The organism is Mycolicibacterium grossiae (genome assembly GCF_008329645.1).
In the GTDB taxonomy this organism is placed as follows: Bacteria; Actinomycetota; Actinomycetes; order Mycobacteriales; family Mycobacteriaceae; genus Mycobacterium; species Mycobacterium grossiae.
In genome coordinates, this window is sequence record NZ_CP043474.1 from 5,088,478 (window position 1) to 5,109,027 (window position 20,550).

Sequence of the window (20,550 nt, forward strand, 5' to 3'; positions counted from 1 at the left end):
GAAGGGGAGCACGATGCTCGACGGCCAGAAGATCCTCGTCACCGGCGCGACCGGCAAGATCGCCTTTCCGATCGCCCGTGCGCTGGCGGGTCGCCACGAGGTGTGGGGGGCGGCGCGGTTGCGCGACCCCGCGGACCGCGCACGGCTCGAGGACGCCGGAATCCGTCCGCTGCCACTCGATCTCGCCGACGGCGACCTGTCCGGCGTGCCCGCCGACGTCGATTACGTCTTCCACGCCGCGGTCGATCCGGGGCTCGACGACTGGACGCGGTGCGTCGAGACCAACGCCCAGCGATCCGGAGACCTGCTGTACCACTGCCGCGCGGCGAAGGGCTTCGTGCTGTGCAGCACCGGTTCGGTCTACGGCTACCAGGGAAGGCGCCCGCTGGCCGAGTCGGATCCACCCGGCGTCCCGCTGCGCTCCAACTACAGCTTCTCGAAGGTCGCCGCCGAAGCGGTGTGCACCTGGATCGCCAACCGCTTCGGCGTGCCGCTGAGCATCATTCGCATCTGCTCGACCTACGGCCCCGAGGGCGGCGCGCCCGCCGACCGGCTCGAGGCGATCCTCGCCCGCCGCCCGATCCGGCTGCATCCCGATCGACCGAACAACTACCACCCGATCTACGAGGACGACTACGTCGCGTTCGGCATCCGCGCCATGGAGATCGCGAGCACGCCGCCCGAGGTCGTCAACTGGGCAGGCAGCGAAACCGTGAGCGTCGAGGAGTACTGCGCCTATCTCGGCGAACTCGTCGGCATCGAGCCGATCTTCGAGTACACCGACACCGCGCACACCCCGCTGTGGCCGGACGTCACCCACATGCACGAGGTCCTGGGCCGCACCGCCGTGCCCTGGCGCGAGGGGTTCCGCCGGATGGTGGCGGCCCGGCATCCCGAACTCGTCGGCGGGCAGCGATGACGGCGTCGCCCACGGAGCTGCCGGGCACGGAGCTGCCGGGCACGCCGTCCGACGACGTTCCCGACGTCCTGGCCGCGGGCCGGGGCGACGTCACGACGCTCTTCGTGTCCATGGCGACCCGGCACCCGCAGGGGCGCGATGCGGAGTACCTGCGGTGGCACACGCTCGACCACCGGCCCGAACAGCACCGCCTGACTGCGGTGCGCGCGTCGCTGCGACTGGTGTCGACGCCCGAGTGCCGTGCCGCCCGGCTCGCCGGGGATGCGCGCTTCGACGCCGTCGACCACGTCATGACGTACTTCTTCACCGATCCGTCGGGGATGCAGCCGTTCCTCGACCTGTCCGCCGCGCTCGGCGCGGCCGGCCGCAAGCTCGCCCTGCTGCCACCGGTCGAACGCGGGGTGTACGACGTCGCCGCCAAGGCCGCGGCGGGCCGCGCCAGGATCGGTGCCGACGTGCTCCCCTGGTGGCCGGTACGCGGCGCCTTCTTGATCCTGGGTCTCGAATCCCTGCCCGCCGCAGCGCTGCTGGAGGTCGACGGTGTGATCGGCGTGTGGTCGGCGACGACGCGCGCCGTGCCGGCCCGTCTCGCCAGCGCCCCGGCCGGCCGGCACCTCGCGTACTGCTTCCTCGACGACGACCCAGTTGCCGTGGCCGCGCGGCTGGCACCGGTCCTCGACCGGCACACCGCCGAGACCGGCACGGCTCCGCTGTTCGCGGCCCCGTTCCACCCGGTGGTACCGCACGAGTGGAGTCGTCATGTGCCCTGAGCCGGAGGCGCCGTGCGCATCGGCATGATGGTCGGCTCCGACCGCGAGCGACCCCGCCGAGACCGGCTGGCCGGCCTGCTCGCCGACGGCGCCGACGCCGAGGCCGCCGGCTTCGCGTCGTTCTGGTTCCCGCAGGTTCCCGGCTACCTGGACGCGATGACGGCGCTGGCGCTGCTCGGAGCGGCGACGTCGCGCATCGAACTCGGCACGGCCGTGGTCCCGGTCCAGACCCGGCATCCGGTCATCCTGGCGCAGCAGGCGCTCACCACGGCGCTGGCCTGCGGCGGCCGCTTCGCCCTCGGACTCGGCGTGTCTCACGACTGGATCATCGACGGCCAGCTCGGGTTGTCGTACGAACGACCCGTTCGCCAGTTGTCCGATCACCTCGACGTGGTGCTGGCGGCCCTGGCCGGCCCGGGGCCGATCGAGGTGCGCAACGACCACGTCCGCGTGCGGGCGACCGTGGACGTCGCGGACGCGACCGGGATACCGGTCCTGCTGGCCGCGCTGGGCCCCACGATGCTGCGGATCGCCGGCGAACGCGCCGACGGCACGATCTTGTGGATGGCCGACGAGCGCGCGATCGCCGAGCACGTCGTCCCGAGGATCACCGCCGCCGCTGCCGGGCGGCCGCGGCCCCGCGTCGTCGCCGGCATCCCCGTCGCGCTGTGCCGGCCCGGGGAGGTGGCCGACGCGCGCGCCATGGCGAGCGACGTCCTCGGCCATGCGCACCATTCCCCCAACTACGTCCGGCTCCTCGAGCACGGCGACGCCGAGGACGTCGGCGACACGATGGCCGCGGGTGACGAATCGGCCGTGCTGGCCCGGCTACGGGCCTACCGCGACGCCGGCGTCACCGACCTCGCCGCTCGGATCATCCCGGTCGGCACGGACCCCGCGGCGCGGGACGCATCGCGCCGTCGAACACGGGACTTCCTGGCCTCGCTGGCAGCGTCGTAACCCGCTGCCCTTCAGCCACTTCGACGCAGGGTCGCGACCGCGACGCAGCATCCCACCGCCAACGCGAAGACGCCGACCACGACGTGCCGGAGCCCGCCGGTCGCGACGTGGGCCCAGATCTGCAGCCCGCCTGCGGTGAGCGCCAGCACCGCGAACAGCAGAGCGGCGATCCGTAGCGGCCGGGTCATGGGATCCAGTGTGCCCGCGAGCCGTGCTGCGGCGCCGTCACTCGATCACCGCGAGCAGGTCACCGCCCTCCACCTGCGCGGTCACCGCGACCGCGATGCGACGCACCGTGCCGGCGCGGGCGGCGGTGATGGCGGCTTCCATCTTCATGGCCTCGATGGTGGCGACGGTCTGCCCCTCGTCCACCGCGTCGCCCTCGCCGACGGTGAGGGTGACGACCCCGGCGAACGGGGCGGCGACGTGGCCGGGGTTGCCGCGGTCGGCCCGCTCGGCGGTCGGCACCGTCGAGGCGATGGTGCGGTCGCGGACCACGACGGGCCGCAGCTGACCGTTCATGACGCACATGACCGTGCGCATGCCCCGCTCGTCGGCATCGGAGATGGCCTCCAGGCCGATGAGCAGCTCGACGCCCTTTTCGAGTTCCACGCGGTGCTCCTCGCCCTGGCGCAAGCCGTAGAGGAACTGGTTGGCGCTCAGCCGCGACGTGTCGCCGTAGGTGTCGCGATGCTGCTCGAACTCCTCGGTCGGTCCTGGGAACAACAGCCGGTTCAGCATCGCTTGCCGCTTCGGCCCCGGCTGCGCGAGGGCCGTCTCCTCGTCGAACGTCAGCTCCCGCACCGGCCGGGCCGGGCCGCGGCCGGCCAAGGCTCTGCTGCGCAACGGTTCCGGCCAGCCGCCCGGTGGGTCGCCGAGTTCGCCGCGCAGGAAACCGATGACGCTGTCGGGGACGTCGACGCGCGCGGGGTCGGCCGCGAACTCGTCGGCCGACACCCCCGCACCGACGAGGGCCAACGCGAGATCGCCGACGACCTTGCTCGACGGGGTCACCTTCACCGGGCGGCCCAGCACCCGGTCGGCATCCGCGTAGTTGGCTTCGATGGTCTCGAAGCGATCGCCCAGGCCCAGCGCAATGGCCTGCTGACGCAGGTTCGACAGCTGCCCGCCGGGGATCTCGTGGGTGTAGACGCGTCCCGTGGGCGCAGCGGGACCCGAGCCCGCGACGTCGAAGGGCGCATAGACCTTGCGCAGCGCCTCCCAATAGGGCTCGAGTGCGCAGACCGCGTCCAGGTCGAGGCCGGTGTCGTGACGGCCGTGCGCCGTCGCGGCGACGATGGCGCTCAGCGCCGGCTGACTCGTCGTCCCGGCCAACGGCGCGGCTGCCCCGTCCACCGCGGAGGCGCCGGCCTGCCAGGCCGCCAGATAGGTGGCGAGCTGGCCGCCCGGGGTGTCGTGGGTGTGCACGTGCACGGGCAGGTCGAACCGCGACACCAGCGCCGAGACCAGGGTGTCCGCCGCGGGCGGCCGCAGCAGTCCCGCCATGTCCTTGATGGCGAGCACGTGGGCGCCGGCCGCCACGATCCGCTCGGCCAGGCCCAGGTAGTAGTCCAGTGTGTAGAGCCGCTCGGCCGGATCGGACAGGTCGCCCGAATAGCACATGGCCACTTCGGCGACCGCGGTCCCGGTGGCGCGCACCGCGTCGATCGCGGGCCTCATCGACGCGACGTCGTTCAGGGCATCGAAGATCCGGAAGACGTCGACGCCGGTCCCGGTGGCCTCGTCGACGAACGCCGAAGTCACTGAGTCGGGATACGGCGTGTAGCCGACGGTGTTGCGGCCGCGCAGCAGCATCTGCAGACAGATGTTGGGCACCGCTTCCCGCACGGCCGCCAACCGCTCCCACGGATCCTCCTTGAGGAATCGCAGGGCCACGTCGTAGGTGGCGCCGCCCCAGCACTCGACCGACAGCAGCTGCGGCGTCAACCGCGCGACGTACGGGGCGACCCGCAACAGGCCGGTGCTGCGGAGGCGCGTCGCGAGCAGGGACTGATGGGCATCGCGGAACGTGGTGTCGGTGACCTTGACGCCGGGAGACTCCTTGAGCCAATGCGCGAATCCGTCCGGGCCGAGGTCGGCGAGGAGCTGCTTGGTGCCGGCGGGCGGCGCGGCGGTCAGGTCCACGTCGGGCAGCTTGTCGTGCGGATATACCGCCGACGGCCGGTCGCCGTGCGGCTTGTTCACCGTGACGTCGGCGAGATACGCGAGCATCTTGGTACCGCGGTCGGCGCTCGACCGGGCGGTGAGCAGTGCGGGACGGTCGTCGATGAACGACGTCGTGACCCGTCCCGACACGAAGTCCGGGTCGTCGAGCACCGCGCCGAGGAAGGCGATGTTCGTCGAGACCCCGCGAATGCGGAACTCGGCCAGCGCGCGCCGCGCCCGCCGGATCGCGGTGGCGAAATCGGTTCCGCGGCAAATCAGTTTGACGAGCATCGAGTCGAAGTGGGCGCTGACGTCCGCCCCGAGGTGGGTGCCGCCGTCCAGGCGAATGCCCGCACCGCCGGGCGACCGGTAGGCCGTGATGCGGCCGGTGTCCGGGCGGAACCCATTGGCGGGATCCTCGGTGGTGATCCGGCACTGCAGCGCCGCGCCGTGGACGCGCACGGCGTCTTGGGACAGGCCCAGGTCGGCCAGCGACTCCCCCGCGGCGATCCGCAGTTGCGCCGACACCAGATCCACGTCGGTGATCTCCTCGGTCACCGTGTGCTCGACCTGGATGCGCGGATTCATCTCGATGAAGACGTGGTGGCCCCGCTCGTCGAGCAGGAACTCCACCGTGCCCGCGCAGGTGTAGTCGATCTGGCGGGCGAACGCCACCGCGTCGGCGCAGATGCGTTCCCGCAGGCGTGGATCGAGGTGGGGTGCGGGGGCGAGTTCGATCACCTTCTGGTGGCGGCGCTGCACCGAGCAGTCGCGTTCGTAGAGGTGGATCACCTCACCGTGGCCGTCGGCGAGGATCTGCACCTCGATGTGCCGTGGGTCGACCACCGCCTGTTCGAGGAACACCGTCGGGTCACCGAAGGCCGACTCGGCCTCCCGGGACGCCGCCTCGACGGCCGCGCGCAGCGCGTCGGGTGTCGCGACCCGGCGCATGCCCCGACCCCCACCGCCGGCGACGGCCTTGACGAAGAGCGGGAACGTCATCGACTCGGCGGCCGCGAGCAGGTCGGCCACGTCCGCCGAGGGCCGAGACGACGCCAGCACCGGTAGGCCCGCCGCCCGGGCGGCCGCGATCGCCCGCGACTTGTTCCCGGTCAGCTCCAGCACTTCGGCAGACGGCCCGACGAACACCAGCCCGGCTGCGGCGCACGCGGCTGCCAATGCCGGGTTCTCCGAACCGAAGCCGTATCCGGGATACACGGCGTCCGCGCCGGCCGCCAGCGCGGTCCGAACGATCTCGTCGACCGACAGGTACGCCCGCACCGGATGGCCGACCTCGCCGATCTGATACGACTCGTCGGCCTTCGATCGGTGCACGGAGTTGCGGTCCTCGTAGGCATACACCGCGACGGTGCCGATGCCGAGTTCGTAGGCGGCGCGGAACGCCCGGATTGCGATCTCGCCGCGATTGGCGACGAGGACCTTCGAGATCACCAGCCGCCCACCCAGCCGTCGAAGATGGCGTCCGGTTCGGACTCGGGATGCTCCGAACGCCCGACCAGGAAGTCGAAGTCACAACCCCGATCGGCCTGCAGCACGCGGTCGACGTACATCGCCGCGTAGCCGCGGGAATGCCGGGGAGGCGGAAGCACGAGGGCCTCGCGTCGCGAGGCGAGTTCCTCGTCGGTCACCAGGACCTCCAGCAGGCCCGCGTGGGCGTCGAGGGAGATGACGTCCCCGTCGCGTACCAGGGCCAGCGGCCCGCCCGCCGCCGACTCTGGGCTGACGTGCAACACGCAGGTGCCGTAGGCGGTTCCGCTCATCCGGGCGTCGGAGATGCGCACCATGTCGGTCACGCCCTGGCGGAGCAGCTTGCTCGGGATCGGCAGCTGTCCCCATTCGGGCATTCCCGGGCCGCCGCGCGGACCCGCGCTGCGCAGCACCAGCACGGAGTCCGCCGTGACGTCGAGGTCGGGATCGTCGAACCGCGCCAGCATGTCCCGCATGTTCTCGAAGACCACCGCGGGCCCCTGGTGCACCAGTAGCTCCGGACTGGCAGCGGCGCACTTGAGCACCGCGCCGCCCGGGGCCAGATTGCCGCGCACCACCGCGAGCCCCCGGGGGGGTTGGAAGGGCTCGGCCGGCGACGCGATGACCGAGGTGTCGGCGGCAGGCTGGGCGGGCAGGTTGTCGGCGACGGTCTTGCCGGTCACGGTGAGGGCATCGGTGTGCAGCAGCGTCTCCACCGACTTCATCACCGCCGGAATGCCCCCGGCGTGGAACACCTGCTCGACGAGGTGCTCACCGGCGGGCCGCACGTTCACGACCAGCGGCGTGCGCGAGGACAATTCGTGGAATCGGTCGAGGGTCAGCGGTACTCCGGCGCGTCCGGCGATCGCGAGCAGATGCACGATCGCGTTGGTCGACCCACCCACCGCCAGCATCAGCGTGATCGCGTTGTCGAACGCCTCGGCGGTGAGGATCCGGGACGGTCGCAGTCCCTCGGTGGCCAGCCCGACGGCCCGGGCGCCCACCTCCTCGGCCACCTGCAGGCGACGGGAGTCCATCGCCGGCACCGCCGCGGTACCCGGCAGCGTCATGCCGAGTCCTTCGACGATCGTGGCCATCGTCGACGCCGTGCCCATCTCCGGGCAGTGTCCGCGCGACGGGCCCGCCGCCGCCTCCAACCGCTCGTACTCGGCCATCGACATCCGGCCGGCCCGCACGTCGTCGATGTACTCCCACAGATCGGTACCCACCCCGAGTTGCCTGCCGTTGAACACCGCCGGCGACGCGGGGCCACCGGTGAGCGCGATGGCGGGCACGTCGGCGCTCGCCGCCCCCATGAGCTGCGCGGGCACCGTCTTGTCGCATCCGCCCAGCAGGACGACCGCGTCGAACGGATAGGCCCGGATGGACTCCTCCACGTCCATCGCCATCAGGTTGCGGAACAGCATCGTCGTCGGCTTCATCAGCTGTTCGCCCAGCGCGATGGTCGGGAACTCCAGTGGGAAGCCGCCGGCGGCCAGGACGCCGCGGCGGACCGAGTCGGCCAGGCCGCGGAAGTGCATGTTGCAGTTCACGACTTCCGACCAGGAGTTGGCGATTCCGACGATCGGCCTGCCCTCGAACGCCATCCGGGAGAAGCCCGACGCCCGCATCGCGGAGCGGTGGACGAAGCCGGGGACGTTGCGGCCCGCGAACCACTTGGCGCTGCGCAGGCCGCCCGGTGGCGGGGTCACCGAACCCAGCGTCACCGGACGCGTGCGGCGTAGGCGGTGATCTTGCGCAGCGCGGGCTGACGCGCGGCCCGATAGCCGACCCAGCGACCGGATTTCGTACTCATCAGCGCACCGACCATCCGCTGCTGCCACGGCACCGTGGCGGTGCGCGTCGCGGGCCGTCCGGTCGCCATCGGCACACCCGCGGCGTCGGCGAGCGCCACCTTGGCCGCGTTGTGCCCGTTGGCGCCCATCACGCCGCCACCGGGGTGGGTGCCCGAGCCGCACAGGTAGTAATTGCGCACCGGCGTGCGGTAATTCGCCAGTTCCGGTATGGGCCGGGCGCCGAAGAGCTGGTCGAGCATCATGCTGCCGTGGAAGATGTTGCCGTCGGTGATGAGGTACTCGTTGGCCAGGTCGTCGGGGGTGATGACGACCCGGTCGAGGATGTGGTCCCGTAGATTCGGGGCGTAGGTGAACAGGTCCTCGAGCACCAGGTCGGCCCACTTCTCCTTCTCCGCCGCCCAGGTGGTGCCGGTGAGTTCGGACGGCAGTTGCTGAATGCCCAGGGTCAAGGTGTGCAGCCCCGCCGGCGCCAGCGAGTCGTCGGTGACCGACTGGGTGACCGCCTCGATGACGAACGTGCTCGGGAAGGTGCCGCGCCGCTGCGCCTCGTAGGCCTCCTCGAACGCCTCCCGGCTCGGACCGAGCAGCTGATGGCCATGGTGCTGCGGCCCCTCGGTGGCGTCCTCGAACGGAAGGTACTGGGGCAGTTCGTCGACCAGGAGATGGATCCGGGCCATGGAGCCGCGGGTGTCGATGTTCTCCACGTCGCGCATCAGCTTCGCCGGCAGCACCCCGGGCGCGATCAACCCGAGCAGCGAGCGCTTCGGATCGGCGTTGGAGAACACCTGGGCGGCGGTGATCGTCGACCCGTCGGCGAGCCGCACCCCGGTGGCCACGCCGCGTTCGACGATGACCTCTTCCACCGGCGACGAGGTCCGGATCGTGGCGCCGTGGGCCCGTGCGGCGGCCGCGAGTGCCTCGCTGATGGCGCCCATGCCGCCGCGGGCCAGTCCGAACTGCCCGAAGTTGCCGTTGAACTCGCCCCAGGAGTGATGGCCATAGGTGTAGGCGGTGCCGGGAGTGGACGGGCCACCGAAGATCGACACCATCCCGAAGAACGTCAGCATGCTCTTGAGTCGTTCGTCCTCGAAGTACCGGTCGAGCAGATCGCGGACCGAGAGCAGCGTGAACTCGTCGAACAGCGTCTGCTCGCCGGCCGCCTCGAAGGCGGCGAACACCTCGGAGCGCTCCGGGGGCGGCGCGAGCAGGTACGGGGTGACCAGACCGGCGAAGCGTTGCAACCGCACGCCGAAGTCGAGGAAGGCCTGCGCATCCTTCTTGTTGAGCTTCTCGATCTCGCGCAGCGTCCGGTCGGTCTCCTTCCACATCGTGAAGGACGTGCCGTCACGGAAGAGGCTATACGACAGCGCATCTCCCTGGTAGAGGTCGAGGCCGTACGTGGCCAACTCCAGCTCGGCGATGATCTCCGGCCGCAGCAGGCCGGCGATGAACGCGCACGACGACCACTTCGAACCGGGAATCAGCTCCTCGGTGACGCAGGCGCCGCCCACGATCTCGCGGGCTTCGAGGACCAGGACCCGCTTGCCGGCGCGGGCGAGGTAGTTCGCGGTGACCAGTCCGTTGTGGCCGGCGCCGATGATGACGGCATCGTAGTCAGTGGGCATCGGGACTCCTGAGTGGGGAATGGCGGGTGAAGACGGTGGTGACGCTGCCGGGTTCGACGAGTTCGTCGAACCGGGTGACGACGGGGGCGAGTTCGGGTGCGTTGTCGCGCACCGTCTCCCACTGCGGCCATGACGTGACCGTCATGACTTCGACCACGGTGCCGTCGTCGGAGAGGTAGACCTCGAAGCCGAGGACCTCGTCGAAGGCCAGGCAGGTGGGCCGGTCGAGTTCGGCCGAGAACCGTTCGAATTCCTCGACCTCGACACCCGGCCGCAGCCGGAAGGTGTTGATCGCGCTCACGGCCATGTCAGGCGCTCTCGCGGTTGATCATCACGTGCTTGATCTCGGTGTACTCCTCCAGCGCGTACACGGACATGTCCTTGCCGTTGCCCGACTGCTTGAAGCCGCCGTGCGGCATCTCCGGCGTCACCGGCAGGTGGTCGTTGACCCACACCGTGCCGAACTGCAACTCGCTCGACGCGGTCATGGCGCGACCGATGTCCTGGGTGAACACCGATGCGGCCAAACCGTATTCGGTGTCGTTGGCCCAGGCGATGACGTCGTCGCCGTCGCCGAACCGGGTCACCGAGGTGACCGGGCCGAAGACCTCGGTGCTGACGATCTCGTCGCCCTGACGGGCACCGACCACCACGGTGGGGGCGGTGTAGAAGCCGGTGCCGGGGTTGTCGCCCTGGATCAGCTCGGTGTGGCCGGTCTCCTTGGCGCGGGCGACGAAACCCTCGACGCGGTCGCGGTGCTCGGCGGTGATGACCGGCCCCATCGCCGTGTTCTCGTCGGCGATGTCGCCCATGTCCAGTGCCGTGACGGCCTTCTCGAGTCCGGAGACCAGCTCGTCGTGCACCGAGTCGTGCACGTAGAGCCGCGAGGCCGCCATGCAGTCCTGCCCGGAGTTGCAGAATGCGCCCTCCATGATCTTGGCGACCGCCAGCGGGATGTCGGCATCGGAGTACACCAGCACCGGTGCCTTGCCGCCGAGTTCGAGGTGCAGCCGCTTGAGGTTGGTGTCCGCCGAGGCGCGCAGCAGCGCCCGGCCGGTGTCCACCGATCCGGTCAGCGACGACATCCGCACCGTCGGGTGCGCGACCAGGCGGGCGCCGACGTCGTCGCCGTCACCGGTGACCACGTTGAAGACACCGGCCGGGAACAGGTCGGCGGCCAGTTCGGCCAGACGCAGGGCGGAGAACGGCGTGTGCTCGGAGGGCTTGAGCACGAGCGTGTTACCGGTCAGCAGGGCCGGCGAGATCTTCCAGATCGCCATCAGGAGCGGGTAGTTCCACGGTGCGACCGAGCCGACGACGCCGAGCGGATCACGGCGGATGATGCTGGTCTTGCCGGGGACGAACTCGCCGGCGGCGCGGCCCTCCATGGTGCGTGCGGCACCGGCGAAGAAGCGCAGGTGATCGGGGATCATCTCCATCTCTTCGAGCGCCAGCCCTATCGGCTTGCCGACGTTGCGCGATTCGATCTCGGCGAGGGTGCGGGCGTCGTCCTCGACGCGGTCGGCGAGCTTGAGGAAGGCGCGGGCCCGTTCACCCGCCGGTGTGCGCGCCCAGCCGGGGAACGCGGCGTGGGCGGCGGCGACGGCGCGGTCGACGTCCGCGATGGACCCGTGGGCCATCTCGGCGAAGGCCTCTCCGGTGGCCGGCGCGAGGATCTGGTCCGTCGCGCCCTGGGCGGCGTCGGTCCAGGCACCGTCGATGAACATCTTGCTGTGGAAGGTCATGTCGTACTCCTCGTGTCTGATGGCGGTCGGTTGTCGGTGGCGCCGGCGTTGGCGTTGGCGGCCGTGGTCAGCAGAGCGCGGACCGCGTCCTTGGACATCGGTTGCGTGGCGATGGACATGTGGACCATCAACCCCTCGATGACCACGTCGATCAACCGCGCGGTGGCGCGGTCGAAGTGCTGTGCCAGGGCGTCTTCCGCGCGCTCCATCCACTGCTGGGTGATGCGCTTGTTGTCGGTCCTGCGCACGGCGTCGCCGTAGAGTTCGTAGGTCACGGCGAGTTCGTTCGGGTTGGCGGCGAGGTCGTCGGTGATCGCCGAGGCGATGCAGTCGATGAGATCCGCCCCCGCCTCGCAGCCGGCCAGCCGCGCTTCGAAGCGGGTCGCCAGCTTGTCGACGTGGGCCGCGAAGGCCTGGTCGACGATGTCGTCGAGCGTGGCGAAGTGGTAGGTGATGGAGCCGAGTGGCACGTCGGCGGCCTCGCCGATGGCGCGGTGGGTGATACCGGCGACACCGTCGCGGGCCAGGACGGCCAGGGCCGAGGACACGATGCGTTCCTTTCTGTCGGGATCGTGACGGCGCGCGCGCCGAGGTGCGGTGACCATGGCCCTCCTTGATCGGAACGTTTGTTCTCAACGATGAGGACAAACGTACCTATCTGCGGTCAGTCGTGCGCGCTGTTCGCGGCGATTCGGCTAACGGGCCTCGGGAGCCGGTTCGTCGAGTTCGCGTTCGTTGAGCGCCCTGCCGACGACCTCGTACTTGGCCGGGACGAAGAAGCGCAGGTAGAGGCCGTAGGCCATGCCCGCGAGCAAGGCCACGAACACCAGGGAGAGCATCACCACCGCGGTGGCACCGGTGACTCCCAACAGGACGTCGAGGCTGTTCAGCGTCAGGACGAAGAAGGCAGCGAGTCCGACGACGGCGAGGACGGGCGCCACCACCGTGTTCCACACCCGCTTGTCGACGTTCGACCTGCGGAAGAAGACGAAGATCGCGATGCCGGCGACCAGCTGGGAGAAGATCACGCCGATGGTGCCGATGCCGGTGGCCCAGGTGAACAGGGTGGCGAACGGATCGAGGTGGGCGACGGCGAAGCCGGCGATGACGATGCCGACCATCGCGCTCTGCACGATCGACGCGACCCACGGCGTCTGACGGCGGGGCAACGTCCAGCCCAGTGGCTTCCACACCAAAGTCTGGCGGCCGAGCGAGAACAGGTACCGCGAGACGTTGTTGTGGAAGGTCACGATCGCGGCGAAGGTCGCGGTGACGATGAGGATCTGGAAGAGCAACGAGATGTTGTGACCGATGATGGTGTCACTGGCGGCGAAGATGAAGTTCCCGCCCGTCTCGTTCGCGATCGCGACCACGTCGTCCAGGCCCAGCGCGTTCATGATGAGCCAGCCCGAGACCGCGTAGAGGCCGCCCATGAACGCGATCGAGAGGTACGTCGCCCGCGGGATGGTGCGGGCGGGGTCGCGCGCCTCCTCGCCGTAGATGGCCGAGCCCTCGAAGCCGATGAAGGAGGCGTGCGCGAACATGAGGGCGACGCCGAGCGCACCGCCGAACACCATGCTGGGCGCGAACGGCTCGAGGGAGAAGTCCGAGGCCGGAACGTTGCCCCCGAAGAGGCTGAACAGGCTGAGGACGGTGATCATGGTGACCTCCAGGGTCATGAAGACCCCGAGCACCTTGGCGCCGGAATGCACGCCCTGAACCCCCAGCCCCAGACAGGCCAGCAGAGCGACGAATGCGTACGCCCACCACGGAATCGCCACCCCGAGAACGGGGTTGAGCAGTTCGCTCGCGTAGTAACCGAAGCCACCGTATAGACCGGCCTGGATGGCGTTGTAGGCGAAGATCGCCAGCGACGCCGACCCCAGTCCCGTGATGCGCCCCAGCCCCAGGGTGACGTAGGCATAGAAGGCTCCGGCATTGGTGACGTGCCGGCTCATCGCGACGTACCCGACCGCGAAGATCATCAGCACGACCGCAGCGATGACGAACGCGCCGGGCATGCCCACGCCGTTGCCGGCGCCGATGATGATCGGATACAGCGCGACCACGACCGTCAGCGGCGACGCGGCGGCGATGATGTAGAAGAAGATGCTGGGGACACCCAGGCTGTTCTTCTTGAGCCCGTGATTGACGCGTCGACTTTCCGGCGGTGGGACGCTGCCGGGGTCGACGGAATGGCGGTTGCCGAGCCGCCTGCGCGGCGGCTCGAGTGTGGGGGTCTCTTCCATGGTGGTCATCTCTCGTGAGTCACGGGGCTGAAGCGGCATGTCCTGCCTGGGCGCCCAGCCGTTGGCGGTCGAGCGCGCGGATGGGGTCTGGTCACCTCCTCGTGTCGAGCGCGAGGTCGAGAAGGAGGTCCTCCTGGCCGCCGACCATGGATCGGCGACCGGCTTCGACGAGTAGCTCACGCGTCTCGACGCCCACGTCGGCGGCGATGCGTTCAGCATGCAGCAGAAAGCTCGAGTACACCCCGGCGAAACCGAGAGTGAGGGTCTCCCGGTCGACGCGTACGGGCCGCGTCTGCAGGGGACGCACGATGTCCTCGGCGGCGTCCATCAGGGCGAACAGGTCGCACCCGTGAGCCCAGCCGTTGAGTTCGGCGACGGCGACGAACACCTCGAGCGGACAGTTCCCGGCGCCGGCGCCGAGGCCGGTCAGCGAGGCGTCGACCCGGTGCACTCCCTCCTCGACCGCGGCGATCGAGTTGGCGACCCCGAGCGCGAGGTTGTGGTGTGCGTGGATGCCGATCGTCGTCGACGGTGACAGGACGTCGCGGTAGGACCGTACCCGGTCGCGCACGTCGGTCATGGTGAGCCGGCCACCCGAGTCGGTGACGTACACGCACTGCGCGCCGGCGTCCTCCATGATCTTGGCTTGTGCCGCAAGCCGTTCGGGGTCGGCGAGGTGGGCCATCATGAGGAAGCCCGCCACGTCGAGGCCGAGGCTGCGTGCAGTGGAGACGTGCTGGCGCGCGATGTCCGCTTCGGTGCAGTGCGTGGCGATCCGCACCGACGTGATGCCGACGTCGACGGCGGCACGCAGGTCGTCGAGCGTGCCGATGCCCGGGATGAGCAGCGTGGTCAGCCGGGCGTGGCGGATGACGTCGGCTGCGGCCGCGATCCACTCCGCGTCGCTGTGGGCGCCGGCGCCGTAGGTGAGGCTGCCGCCCGCGAGACCGTCACCGTGGGCGACTTCGATGGCGGCCACCCCGGCCTCGTCCAGGGCGCGGGCGATGCGGGTGGTGTCGGACAGGCTGAGCGAGTGACCGACGGCGTGCATGCCGTCGCGCAGCGTCACGTCCTGGACGTAGATCTCGGTGGTCGTATCGGTGGGGGTCACCGTGCGACTCCTTCGAGCTGCGCCGCCTCGACCGCCGCCTCGGCGACCCGGACCGCGGCCGCCGTCATGATGTCGAGGTTCCCCGCGTAGGCGGGCAGGTAGTCGCCTGCGCCCTCGACCTCCAGGAACACCGTCACCTGCGCGAGATCGGCCGTACGGTCGGCCGGGTCCACCAGCCGCCGACGCGGATCATCCTGCGCCACCGGTGAATGGCGCACGTCCTGGCGGAGCCGGTAGCCGGGGACGTACTGTGCGACGTCGGCGACCATGGCCCGGACCGCACCGGCGATCGCCGCCTCGTCGGCCGCCCCCACCAGCGCGCTGACGGTGTCGCGCATGATCATCGGGGGTTCGGCCGGATTCAGGATGATGATGGCCTTGCCCCGGGCTGCGCCGCCGACCGTCTCGATCGCCCGGGCGGTGGTCTGGGTGAACTCGTCGATGTTGGCCCGGGTGCCCGGGCCCGCCGAACGCGACGAGATCGACGCCACGATCTCGGCGTAGTGGACCCGGGTGACCGACGACAGTGCGCCGACGATGGGCACCGTCGCCTGGCCGCCGCACGTCACCATGTTGAGGTTGCGACGCCCGGCCAGGTCGGCCATGTTGACCGCCGGCACCACGAAGGGCCCGATGGCGGCCGGGGTCAGATCGAGGACGAGGCGTCCGGTCGGCTTCAGCGCGGCGTCGTTGCCGTGGTGGGCCGTGGCGCTGGTGGCGTCGAAGACGACCGCGACGTCGTCGAAGGCGGGCATGGCCAGCAGGCCCTCCACGCCCGCCGCCGTCACCGGGACGCCGAGCGCGGCCGCGCGGGCGAGACCGTCGCTCTCGGGGTCGATTCCGACCATGGCGGCGATGTCGAGCACGGCCGAACGGCGGAGCTTGTGCATCAGATCGGTGCCGATGTTGCCCGAGCCGATGACGGCGGCGTGGTGTCTCATGATGTCTGCTCGCAGTCCGGTCAGTTGGCGAGTGCGGGGCTGGCCGTGCGCGGCCGCGGCGAGACGACGACGTCGGGGGTGCTGGTGCGGGCCAGTTCGTTGAGGATCGCCGCGTGCCGCACCTTGTGGCGGATGAGTTCGGTGTGGAACTCCGGGCGGACCCAGCCGTTGTACATGACGGCCTCGGACTCGCCCGGCTCGATCTTGAAGTACACCGGACCCGCGACGCGGGCGATGTCGCCGGCCTCCCACAGCCGGTTCATCCCGCCGAACGACTCGAACGTCTCGGCCCACACGTCGAGCGGGACGTCGACGTGGCGCCGGATCGCCGCGAGCATCGGGCGGCTCAGGTCGCCGACCGGGTTCACGCTGTCGGCGCCGAGGTCCTGCAGGATCCGGATGGATGCCGGGTTGGCGTGTCCGGCGTAGACGGAGATCTTGAACTTGACGTCGGCCGGGATGTGGCCGGCGTCGCGAGCCTTGTTGAGGATGTCGAGGACGCCCTCGTCCCAGACCAGGACACCGCGGATGCCGGTCGAGAAGATGCGCAGGTAGTCGTCGAGCAGGTAGCGCACGTTGTCCAGGCCCCGCACGCGACGACCGCCGGCGGTGCCCTCGGTGCTCAGCGCCTGACGGCCGAGGTCCCAGCCGGTGCGCGGACCGGGAACCGCGATCAGCTCGATGCCGTTCTCCGCGGCCAGCGCGGCGACGTCGCTGAGTTCGCCGGTGTTCAGCAGCGTGGTGCCGCCGCCGAAGGCGATGACGCGGTGGATGAACACGTCCTGCTTGGCGGCCTCGTCGAGCATCACCTCGAGCGTGGAAAGCCGTTCGATGCCGGAGATCTCGAGCCGATACTGCCCGCCGTCGTCGAACGACTTGGTCGACGTGGCGAGCGAGTAGTCATCGGCCGACAGGAGTCCCTGGGCCGCCAGGATGGCGGCTCCGTCGACTGTCGATGCGGAACCGTCGGCTGCGGGGGGCATTGCGTCTCCTTCGGGGACGTCGGGTGGCGGAAGCGCTTTTTCATTCACTGAAACCATTGTGCGCTGAATGAAAACTAACGCACTGCAACCGGCTCGTCAACCGCAACCAACCGGCGTCGTCCTGCACCGTGCGCTGGTAGCCTTCACTGAGTGAAAACCCAAGAGCGATCCGAGAAGGGTTCGACCCTGGTCGGTGTCGAGCGCACGGCGCGCATCCTGAGCGCCATCGCGGACGCGAATTCCGCCAATCTGACCGAGATTTCGCGTCGGACGGAGTTGAACGAGGCCACCGTGCTCCGGTATCTCGGCAGCCTCGCGGCGCTCGGGTACGTCGAACGCTTCGATGCGACCCAGTACCGGCTCGGGTGGGAGGTCTTCCGCCTGGGGCAGCGGGCCTTCTCCGGCCAGGTGCCGTCGGAGGCGGTGCTGCCCACGATGGAGCGGCTGATGCACGAGTTCAACGAGACCGTGAACTTCGCCGCCCACAAGGAGCGCAGCGTGGTGATCCTCGAGGTGGTCGAGGGACGGCGTGCCATCAAGAAGGTCAGCGACGTCGGACAATCCGACCCGTGGCATGCCTCGGCCCTGGGCAAGGCGCTCCTGGCCACCATGCCCGACAGCGTGTGGCGCGACGTCGTGGCCTCGGCGGGGCTGGCCGAACTCACGCCGCACACGATCACGACGATGAAGAAGCTGGATGCCGAGATCGAAGCAATTCGCCGACAAGGCTTCTCGGTCGATCGCGAGGAGGCCGCCGAGGAGCTGACCTGCGTCGCCGCGGCCATCCCCACCTCCGATGGCAGTGCGTCCCGATACGCGCTGAGCATCAGCTTCCTCACCCACCGGCTCACCCCCGAGAACCTCGAGCACGCCGGAGCACAGGTGATCGCAGGAGCCCGGGAGATCGCCACGAAGCTCCCGTGACCAACGGGCAGGCGGTGCCCGGGCGGCTGGCCGACGGGGTCGCGATCGTGACCGGCGCCACGTCCGGCATCGGACTGGCGACCGCCCGCCGGCTGCACGCCGAGGGCGCCCGCGTGCTGGCCACCGGCCGCGACGAGACCCGAGGCCGCCAACTGGCCGAGACCCTGGGCGACAGAGCGCGATTCGTCGCCGTCGACCTGACCGCTCCCGGCTCCGCCGACCGGGTCGTGCGGGCGTGCGTCGCGTCCTTCGGTGCGCCCGATGCCCTGGTCAACAGCGCGGGACTCGACCACACCGGCGACTTCACGACGACGCCGCTGGAGGCCGTGCGCCGCGTCTTCGAGGTGAACGCGTTCGCCACCATCGCGATGATGCAGAGCGCTGCGCGCGCGATGTCCCGCGGCGGGGCGATCGTCAACATCACGTCCCGGCTGGCCACCGTGGGGGTGCCGACGATGGGGATCTATGCGGCGTCCAAGGGCGCGATCCGGGCGTTGACCGCGTCGGCCGCGGTCGAACTCGCACCGCTCGACATCCGGGTCAACGACGTGGCGCCGGGTATGACGAAGACTCCCCTGTACGACGACTGGCTCGCGCGCACGTCGGCGTCCGCGGAGGCCGACGTCGTCGCCGACATCCCGCTCGGGCGGCTGGCGACGACGGACGACGTCGCCGCCGCCGTGGCGTACCTGGTCTCCGACGACGCTCGCTACGTCACCGGGACGACGCTACGCGTCGACGGCGGATACACCGCTCGTTGAGCGGGCCGGGGTGCTCCTGCTTCGCGGCGGTTCGCTGACCCTGGTCAGCACGATGCTGACGCGCTAAGGTGCACCGATGTCGCAGAAGTCGCGCACCGTCAGCGCTGACCACGGTCAGCGTCGGGCGACCCTGCAGCGCCCTCGGTCCTGCGAGACCAAGCGGATGCTGGTGCAGGCCGCGATGGCACTGTGGCGCACCAAGGGATACGCGAGCACCACCGTCGTTGAGATCTGCACCGCCGCAGGCGTGTCCAAGGCGCTGTTCTACTTCTACTTCCCCCGCAAGGAGGACGTGCTGTTCGAGGTCGGGGTCCTGTCGACCCAGTCCGCGCAGCGGGCCATCACCGCCCAGCTGGACGGGGACTACGACGTCGGGGCCGTGATCGGCGCAGCACTGGCGGCCTTCGAACGCTCCATGCTGCGCAATCCGCGCGAACTCGTCATCGAGACCATCCTCGAGGGGTACCGGCACGAGCACCGGTTGCTCGCCGACGGCACCCGCCTCGACCCGGAGGCCGACATGTTCACCGAGCTGTTCCGCCGCGCCGCCGCCGACGGAAAGCTCGGCCGCGACCTCGACGCGACGGGCGTCGCCCATCTCGCCTACCTCGCACAGACGCTCGTCAGCGAAGGCGCCCGGCACTGGGCGGCGGGAGCCTTCGGCGACCGCGGCTTCGCCGACGTCGTCACCACCGACATCCGCACGCTGCTGCGCGGCTACCGCCACTGACGGCACCAGGGAGAACCCATGTGGAGTTTCGAGACCGACCCCGAGTACCAGGAACTGCTGGACTGGGCCGACGAGTTCGTCCGCGCCGAGATCGAGCCGCTGGACCTGGTGTGGCCGCACCAGCAGTTCACCCCGCTGACCGCGGCGCGGCGCGCGGTCGTCGATCCGCTCAAGGAGCAGGTGGGCCAACGTGGCCTGTGGGCAACGCATCTCGGCCCGGATCTCGGCGGCCAGGGCTACGGGCAGCTCAAACTGGCGCTGCTGAACGAGATCCTCGGCCGCTCGCCGTGGGCACCGATCGTGTTCGGCTGCCAGGCGCCCGACACCGGCAACGCCGAGATCATCGCCCACTTCGGCACACCGGAGCAGAAGGAGCGCTACCTGCGCCCCCTGCTCGAGGGGGAACTCTTCTCCAGCTATTCGATGACCGAACCGCAGGGCGGCGCCGACCCCACGCAGTTCACCACCCGCGCGGTCCGCGACGGCGACCACTGGGTGATCAACGGCTGGAAGTACTTCTCCTCCAACGCCGCCACGGCGTCGTTCCTCATCGTCATGGTCGTGACCAACCCCGACGTCAGCCCGTACCAGGGCATGTCGATGTTCCTGCTGCCGACCGACACGCCCGGGGTGCGCATCGTGCGCAACGTCGGCCTGTACGGCGAACCCGACGGCGAGGGCAGCCATGCGCTGATCCACTACGACGACGTGCGCGTCCCGGACACCGCGCTGCTCGGCGGCGAGGGGCAGGCCTTCGCCATCGCGCAGACCCGGCTCGGCGGCGGCCGCATCCATCACGCCATGCGCACCATCGGACTCGCGCAGCGGGCGCTCGACATGATGTGCGAGCGGGCCCTGAGTAGGCACACCGCCGGCAGCCTGCTCGCCGACAAGCAGACCGTGCAGGCCTACGTCGCCGACTCGTACGCCCAGCTGCTGCAGTTCCGGCTGATGGTGCTCTACACCGCCTGGCGCATCGACAGGGTCAACGACTACAAGGTGGTGCGCAAGGACATCGCGGCGGTCAAGGTGGTGATGCCGACGGTGCTGCACGACATCGCGTGGCGCGCGATGCAGGTGCACGGTGCGCTCGGCGTCACCAACGAGATGCCGTTCCTGGGCATGGTGACCGGGGCGGCCGTCATGGGACTGGCCGACGGTCCCACCGAGGTGCACCGGACGACGGTGGCCAAGCAGGTGCTGCGCGACTACTCGGCGACCGACGACGTGTGGCCCTCGGAGTGGTTGCCGCGCAAGCGCGACGAGGCGCGCCACCGCTTCGCCGAGTACCTCGACCTCGAGGTGGGCAACCAGTGAGCGACGCCGACGCCGGACGTCTGGACACTGCACGCCTCGCCGCG

General features: G+C 70.1%; 18 protein-coding genes. 7 read left to right on the top strand and 11 right to left on the bottom strand.

The features are described 5' to 3' along the window. Positions 1-13: 13 nt before the first annotated feature. From FZ046_RS24365 to FZ046_RS24375, 3 genes are read left to right on the top strand one after another with little or no spacing between them, the layout of a single operon-like run. Entirely contained in the window at positions 14-919 is a 906-nt protein-coding gene (locus FZ046_RS24365) for an NAD-dependent epimerase/dehydratase family protein (protein WP_070353878.1), read from the top strand. Continuing rightward, the gene (locus tag FZ046_RS24370) at positions 916-1,689 is read left to right on the top strand and encodes a hypothetical protein (protein WP_070353835.1); all 774 of its coding nucleotides are present in this window, start codon (positions 916-918) and stop codon (positions 1,687-1,689) included. The genes FZ046_RS24365 and FZ046_RS24370 overlap by 4 nt, the downstream gene beginning before the upstream one ends. Positions 1,690-1,701: 12 nt before the next feature. Then, positions 1,702-2,649 carry a TIGR03564 family F420-dependent LLM class oxidoreductase gene (locus FZ046_RS24375; RefSeq protein WP_070353834.1) on the top strand — a complete coding sequence of 316 codons (948 nt, stop codon included), beginning with the start codon at positions 1,702-1,704 and terminating at the stop codon, positions 2,647-2,649. Between the two features lie 11 nt (positions 2,650-2,660). Here the strand turns inward: FZ046_RS24375 and FZ046_RS27555 are convergent, their stop codons facing one another. The 11 genes from FZ046_RS27555 to FZ046_RS24425 all read right to left on the bottom strand — a co-directional run bounded on the left by FZ046_RS27555 (position 2,661) and on the right by FZ046_RS24425 (position 16,774). Next, on the bottom strand, positions 2,661-2,837 hold the full coding sequence (locus FZ046_RS27555) for a hypothetical protein (protein WP_099045952.1): 177 nt from the start codon (positions 2,835-2,837) through the stop codon (positions 2,661-2,663). A 37-nt stretch (positions 2,838-2,874) separates the two neighbouring features. Beyond that, entirely contained in the window at positions 2,875-6,267 is a 3,393-nt protein-coding gene (locus tag FZ046_RS24380; RefSeq protein ID WP_070353833.1) for a pyruvate carboxylase, read from the bottom strand. Continuing rightward, positions 6,264-8,015 carry a dihydroxy-acid dehydratase gene (locus FZ046_RS24385; protein ID WP_070353877.1) on the bottom strand — a complete coding sequence of 584 codons (1,752 nt, stop codon included), beginning with the start codon at positions 8,013-8,015 and terminating at the stop codon, positions 6,264-6,266. The genes FZ046_RS24380 and FZ046_RS24385 overlap by 4 nt, the downstream gene beginning before the upstream one ends. An 11-nt stretch (positions 8,016-8,026) precedes the next feature. Continuing rightward, on the bottom strand, positions 8,027-9,745 hold the full coding sequence (locus tag FZ046_RS24390; RefSeq protein WP_070353832.1) for a phytoene desaturase family protein: 1,719 nt from the start codon (positions 9,743-9,745) through the stop codon (positions 8,027-8,029). Then, on the bottom strand, positions 9,735-10,052 hold the full coding sequence (locus tag FZ046_RS24395) for a RedY/HapK family protein (RefSeq protein WP_070353831.1): 318 nt from the start codon (positions 10,050-10,052) through the stop codon (positions 9,735-9,737). Before FZ046_RS24395 ends, FZ046_RS24390 begins: the two co-directional genes overlap by 11 nt. Before the next feature lies 1 nt (position 10,053). Next, on the bottom strand, positions 10,054-11,490 hold the full coding sequence (locus FZ046_RS24400) for an aminobutyraldehyde dehydrogenase (RefSeq protein WP_070353830.1): 1,437 nt from the start codon (positions 11,488-11,490) through the stop codon (positions 10,054-10,056). Further along, entirely contained in the window at positions 11,487-12,038 is a 552-nt protein-coding gene (locus FZ046_RS24405; protein WP_170292477.1) for a TetR/AcrR family transcriptional regulator, read from the bottom strand. The genes FZ046_RS24400 and FZ046_RS24405 overlap by 4 nt, the downstream gene beginning before the upstream one ends. A 147-nt stretch (positions 12,039-12,185) precedes the next feature. Then, a complete protein-coding gene (locus tag FZ046_RS24410) occupies positions 12,186-13,739 on the bottom strand; it encodes an APC family permease (protein ID WP_170292478.1) in 1,554 nt (517 codons plus the stop codon). A 91-nt stretch (positions 13,740-13,830) separates the two neighbouring features. Next, a complete protein-coding gene (gene dmpG, locus FZ046_RS24415; protein ID WP_070353875.1) occupies positions 13,831-14,790 on the bottom strand; it encodes a 4-hydroxy-2-oxovalerate aldolase in 960 nt (319 codons plus the stop codon). A 56-nt stretch (positions 14,791-14,846) separates the two neighbouring features. After that, positions 14,847-15,791 (bottom strand): acetaldehyde dehydrogenase (acetylating), encoded by a 945-nt coding sequence (locus FZ046_RS24420; RefSeq protein WP_070353828.1) that lies wholly within the window; start codon positions 15,789-15,791, stop codon positions 14,847-14,849. A gap of 20 nt (positions 15,792-15,811) precedes the next feature. After that, on the bottom strand, positions 15,812-16,774 hold the full coding sequence (locus FZ046_RS24425; protein WP_083298300.1) for a radical SAM protein: 963 nt from the start codon (positions 16,772-16,774) through the stop codon (positions 15,812-15,814). Between the two features lie 150 nt (positions 16,775-16,924). Here FZ046_RS24425 and FZ046_RS24430 point away from each other — a divergent pair, with 150 nt between their 5' ends. The 4 genes from FZ046_RS24430 (at position 16,925) to FZ046_RS24445 (ending at position 20,506) form a co-directional block, all read left to right on the top strand. Continuing rightward, positions 16,925-17,698 carry an IclR family transcriptional regulator gene (locus FZ046_RS24430; protein ID WP_070353827.1) on the top strand — a complete coding sequence of 258 codons (774 nt, stop codon included), beginning with the start codon at positions 16,925-16,927 and terminating at the stop codon, positions 17,696-17,698. Beyond that, entirely contained in the window at positions 17,695-18,459 is a 765-nt protein-coding gene (locus tag FZ046_RS24435; RefSeq protein WP_246182851.1) for an SDR family NAD(P)-dependent oxidoreductase, read from the top strand. Before FZ046_RS24430 ends, FZ046_RS24435 begins: the two co-directional genes overlap by 4 nt. Before the next feature lie 76 nt (positions 18,460-18,535). Then, positions 18,536-19,189: a TetR/AcrR family transcriptional regulator gene (locus FZ046_RS24440; RefSeq protein ID WP_070353826.1), complete on the top strand. Its 654-nt coding sequence runs from the start codon at positions 18,536-18,538 to the stop codon at positions 19,187-19,189. Positions 19,190-19,207: 18 nt separating this feature from the next. After that, positions 19,208-20,506, top strand: a complete 1,299-nt coding sequence (locus FZ046_RS24445; protein ID WP_070353825.1) for an acyl-CoA dehydrogenase family protein — start codon at positions 19,208-19,210, stop codon at positions 20,504-20,506. Positions 20,507-20,550 lie beyond the last annotated feature (44 nt).

Coding starts and splice junctions, on each gene's coding strand:
- FZ046_RS24445 (WP_070353825.1), top strand. CDS start 19,208: ATGTGGAGTTTCGAGACCGACCCCGAGTACCAGGAACTGCTGGACTGG.
- FZ046_RS24390 (WP_070353832.1), bottom strand. CDS start 9,745: ATGCCCACTGACTACGATGCCGTCATCATCGGCGCCGGCCACAACGGA.
- FZ046_RS24370 (WP_070353835.1), top strand. CDS start 916: ATGACGGCGTCGCCCACGGAGCTGCCGGGCACGGAGCTGCCGGGCACG.
- FZ046_RS24400 (WP_070353830.1), bottom strand. CDS start 11,490: ATGACCTTCCACAGCAAGATGTTCATCGACGGTGCCTGGACCGACGCC.
- FZ046_RS24420 (WP_070353828.1), bottom strand. CDS start 15,791: ATGAGACACCACGCCGCCGTCATCGGCTCGGGCAACATCGGCACCGAT.
- FZ046_RS24365 (WP_070353878.1), top strand. CDS start 14: ATGCTCGACGGCCAGAAGATCCTCGTCACCGGCGCGACCGGCAAGATC.
- FZ046_RS24395 (WP_070353831.1), bottom strand. CDS start 10,052: ATGGCCGTGAGCGCGATCAACACCTTCCGGCTGCGGCCGGGTGTCGAG.
- FZ046_RS24425 (WP_083298300.1), bottom strand. CDS start 16,774: ATGCCCCCCGCAGCCGACGGTTCCGCATCGACAGTCGACGGAGCCGCC.
- dmpG (WP_070353875.1), bottom strand. CDS start 14,790: ATGCACGCCGTCGGTCACTCGCTCAGCCTGTCCGACACCACCCGCATC.
- FZ046_RS24440 (WP_070353826.1), top strand. CDS start 18,536: ATGTCGCAGAAGTCGCGCACCGTCAGCGCTGACCACGGTCAGCGTCGG.
- FZ046_RS24410 (WP_170292478.1), bottom strand. CDS start 13,739: ATGGAAGAGACCCCCACACTCGAGCCGCCGCGCAGGCGGCTCGGCAAC.
- FZ046_RS27555 (WP_099045952.1), bottom strand. CDS start 2,837: ATGACCCGGCCGCTACGGATCGCCGCTCTGCTGTTCGCGGTGCTGGCG.